Here is a 3956-nt window from a genome sequence, read left to right as displayed (position 1 = left end):
TTCATCCTGAGCCAGGATCAAACTCTCCAATAAAGTTAGTTTGTCTAGCATCTAAAAATAAAAATTGACGTTTCACGTTGTTTGTTTCGTTCAGTTTTCAAAGAACTACTTAGTCGCTCATTTGCGACTTCCTTATGTTAACATCTTCATCTTTCAATGTCAACTAAGTTTTTCATTTCATTTGTCGCTTGCGACGTTATTGTCATCGGCGACTTGTTCTATATTACACCTCTAATCTCTAATCGTCAATATGTTTTTATAAAAAATATAAAAAGGCTTATTTCTTTTAAAATAAGCCTTTTTATCACATATCATTCTATTCATTTATTATTTTTCTATAATTGGTAAAGAGACGATAAATTGAATAATACCATCCCTATATTCCGCTCGAATACTACCACCTTGCAACTCAACAATACTTTTCGCAATCGCTAAGCCAAGTCCCGATCCTTCCGTTACTCTACTTCGAGATTGATCCTTCTTATAGAAACGTTCAAACAAATCCACTAACTCTTCTCTCGTAAACTCTTCACTATGATTCGCAATTACAATTTGTATATCCCTACGCTGCCTTTGAAGAGAAACTTTTATCTCTCCATCATCTTTACTGTACTTAATCGCATTCATTAGTAAATTATCAAATACACGAACCATCTTTTCCGAATCAATCGATGCATAAGTACGTTCCTCAGGAAACTTCTTAACAAACGTAAGTCCATGTTCTTCCGCCTGCGGTACTAACTCTTCTATTAATTGCTCAAGCAACTCATTTACACATACTTCTTGTTTTTCTAATACAACTTGTTCATTTGTTAACTTCGTATACTCAAATAAATCTTCTATTAAATTCTTTAACTGCTCCGACTTTACAAAAGCAATTCTTGTATACTCATCATGTTGTTCTTTATTTTCATATTTAGAATCTCGAAGTAATCGTAAGTAACCCATAATAGAAGTAAGTGGTGTACGCAAATCATGAGATACATTTGTGATAAGCTCATTTTTCTGCTTTTCTAATTTACGTTCCTTTTCTATATTATTCATAAGCTCTTCCGCCATATTATTAATATTCTCAGTTAAAGACGCAATCTCATCTTCACCTTTTTTCTCAATGCGGTACGCTAAGTTACCTCTTTCTATTTCCTTTACACCTTGTGCCATTGCTTCAATCTGCTTCATCTTTCTCTTTGTTATATAGAAGAAAGAGAAAATGAATACAAGAACACCCATTAAAAACGGGAATGGTCCTTCTACTTTATAGTACACTACCTCCCCTTGAGGAATCCCACTTACAAACATATATAAGTTCTTACCTTCAATTGTAATAGGCGAGAATGTAATAAACTCTTTTCTTGATCTTTCAATATCATTATTATTTGAATAATTGATAGCAAATGAAGTCGCATTACGAATTGTATTATGCAAATTAATTTGTTCTTCTTGCGCTTGCTTCGTTTTATACAAAACTTTACCATTTTCGTCAGTAACTAATATTTTAAAGGCATCATGCCCTTGCTCTAAATTCTCATTTTCTAGCTCTATCATGTTTTGTACAGCATCTAATTTATTTTCAACAACCATCATTTCCGCTGTACTTTGAGCTTTACGATTAATTTGCTCCATACCATCTCTGTAATTAATCTCGGCATGTTGGCTAGCATCTTCAAAAATAGGTGCTACTATCTTCGTTGATACAAAGAGACCTAATAACGCACAAACAGTAAACGCCGTAATAAGTTGAATCCTTATACTCCGTTTCACGCTCTTTATTATCTTTTCAATTAATTCTCGAATTTTCCGAACGTAAGTAAACGGATTAAATATCTTTTTCAATCTTATATCCCACTCCCCATACCGTTTTTATATATCTAGGTTTCCTTGGATTCTCCTCAATCTTTTCACGCACTTTTCGAATATGCACCATTACAGTATTATCAGACTGGAAAGATCGTTCGTTCCACACCTTTTCATAAATTTGCTCCGCACTAAACACCATACCTGGATTTCTAGTTAGCAATTCTAAAATTGAAAATTCCCTCGGAGTTAGTTTCACTTCTTCTCCCTCTACAATAACTTTATGGGTCGAGATGTTGATTTTCATCTCTCCAATTTCTAACTCGTCCTCATTTTGGACAGCGAAACCATTCATTTTCATATAACGGCGTAACTGAGATTTAATTCGTGCAATTAACTCTAATGGATTAAAGGGCTTCGTTACGTAATCATCTGCTCCTGTTGTTAATCCTAAAATCTTATCCATATCTTGCGTTTTGGCAGAAAGCATAATAATAGGCATCTCTTTCGCTTCCCTTACTTTCATACACATATGAATACCATCCACTTTCGGCATCATAATATCTAATACGACTAGATGTACTTCATTTTCTTCTAGTAAACGTAATCCTTCTTCCCCGTCTCCTGCTTGCAATACTTTATATCCTTCATTCTTTAAATAGATTGTAATTAAATTTCGAATTTCTTTTTCATCATCTACGACAAGTATTGTTTCGTGTGCCACAATATCTCCCCCATCACTTTTTTAATCCCTAACTTTTATTATAGGAAAACTTCTGAAGAAAAACGCTCGGAAATCCTTAAGATTTTCTGAAGACGCAAAAAAGGTCTAGACTCCCCTTAAGTCTAGACCTTTTAAAAAACCCCTTTTATCCCGCATTAACGGGCAGTAAGACTCCCACTTCAAAAACTGCCCAAATCAACGATGTTACGCGGCAGATCAACTGCCCGTAAAAGCCCGATTGGTTCAACTAATAATCAGGGTGGGGTTTCCCCCACTCTGATTAAAGTTTCACTTTATTTACGAACGTAGATGAAATATAGTACAAATAAAACTCCCATAACATACATAATCGGATGAACCTCTTTACGACGACCACTCACAACCATTGTAATTGGATAGAAGATAAATCCAATCGCAATCCCAGTTGCGATACTATACGTAAGTGGCATAGAGATAATTGTAAAGAATGCTGGCACTGCAATCTCGAATTTCTTCCAATCAATTTCCCCTAAGGAAGAAACCATCAAGATTCCTACAATAATTAAAGCTGGTGCCGTTACAGCTGGCGTTACAACACTTAGTAATGGCGAGAAGAATAATGCCAGTAAGAAGAATCCTGCTGTTACAACTGCTGTAAATCCAGAACGTCCTCCTGCTGCTACCCCTGCAGAAGACTCAATGTAAGACGTTGTTGTTGATGTACCCAAGATTGCACCAATTACAGTTGCAATCGCATCTGCAAATAATGCTTTTCCTGCACGTGGTAATTTATTGTTCTTCATTAATCCAGCTTGATTCGCAACCGCTACAAGCGTACCTGCTGTATCAAAGAAATCGATAAAGAAGAACGTTATAATAACAATACCCATTTGAACAGTGAAAATATCTCCAAAGTGCGTTAACGCAGCACCGAACGTTGGTTCTAGGCTCGGTATTGCTCCCACTACAGCTTTCGGAGTATCAATTAATCCTGTTGCTACCCCTAAGATCGCTGTAAGAATCATACCGTAAAATACTGCACCATTAACTTTCTTAATCATAAAGATGATTGTAGTAACAACCCCGAAGATCGCTAGTAACGTTGTGCCCTTTGTTAAGTCCCCCAACCCAACAAGAACAGCATCATTTTTCACAATAATTCCGGCATTTTGGAATCCAAGGAAAGCAATGAATAATCCAATACCTGCCGCTACTGCAAACTTTAACTCTGATGGAATTGCATTAATAATTTTTTCACGAATACCTGAAGCTGTAAGAATAATAAAGATAATACCTGACATTAATGTTCCAGCAATTGCTGTTTGCCAAAAAATACCCATAGTTAACAAACCAATCGCTGCCGCTAATGCCGTAGCAACGAATACTGCACCTGGATCCATCCCTGTACCTGCTGGTAACCCTTTAACATTTCCAAGCGACAGCGTAGCAGGATTGACAA

General features: G+C 36.1%; 3 protein-coding genes. All 3 read right to left on the bottom strand.

Going from position 1 to position 3956, the window contains the following annotated elements; genetic code table 11:
* Positions 1–327: 327 nt before the first annotated feature.
* The gene (locus MR167_RS30900; RefSeq protein WP_242316195.1) at positions 328–1833 is read right to left on the bottom strand and encodes a sensor histidine kinase; all 1506 of its coding nucleotides are present in this window, start codon (positions 1831–1833) and stop codon (positions 328–330) included.
* Positions 1817–2518 carry a response regulator transcription factor gene (locus MR167_RS30895; protein WP_000929886.1) on the bottom strand — a complete coding sequence of 234 codons (702 nt, stop codon included), beginning with the start codon at positions 2516–2518 and terminating at the stop codon, positions 1817–1819. The genes MR167_RS30900 and MR167_RS30895 overlap by 17 nt, the downstream gene beginning before the upstream one ends.
* 293 nt (positions 2519–2811) lie before the next feature.
* On the bottom strand, positions 2812–3956 hold a 1145-nt coding region (locus MR167_RS30890), incomplete at its 5' end, for an NCS2 family permease (RefSeq protein ID WP_242316194.1).

The organism is Bacillus cereus group sp. BfR-BA-01355, assembly GCF_022663675.1.
In the GTDB taxonomy this organism is placed as follows: domain Bacteria; phylum Bacillota; class Bacilli; order Bacillales; family Bacillaceae_G; genus Bacillus_A; species Bacillus_A thuringiensis_S.
The sequence above is the reverse complement of the archived record's forward strand: the minus strand, read 5'-3'. Positions and strand labels throughout refer to the sequence as shown.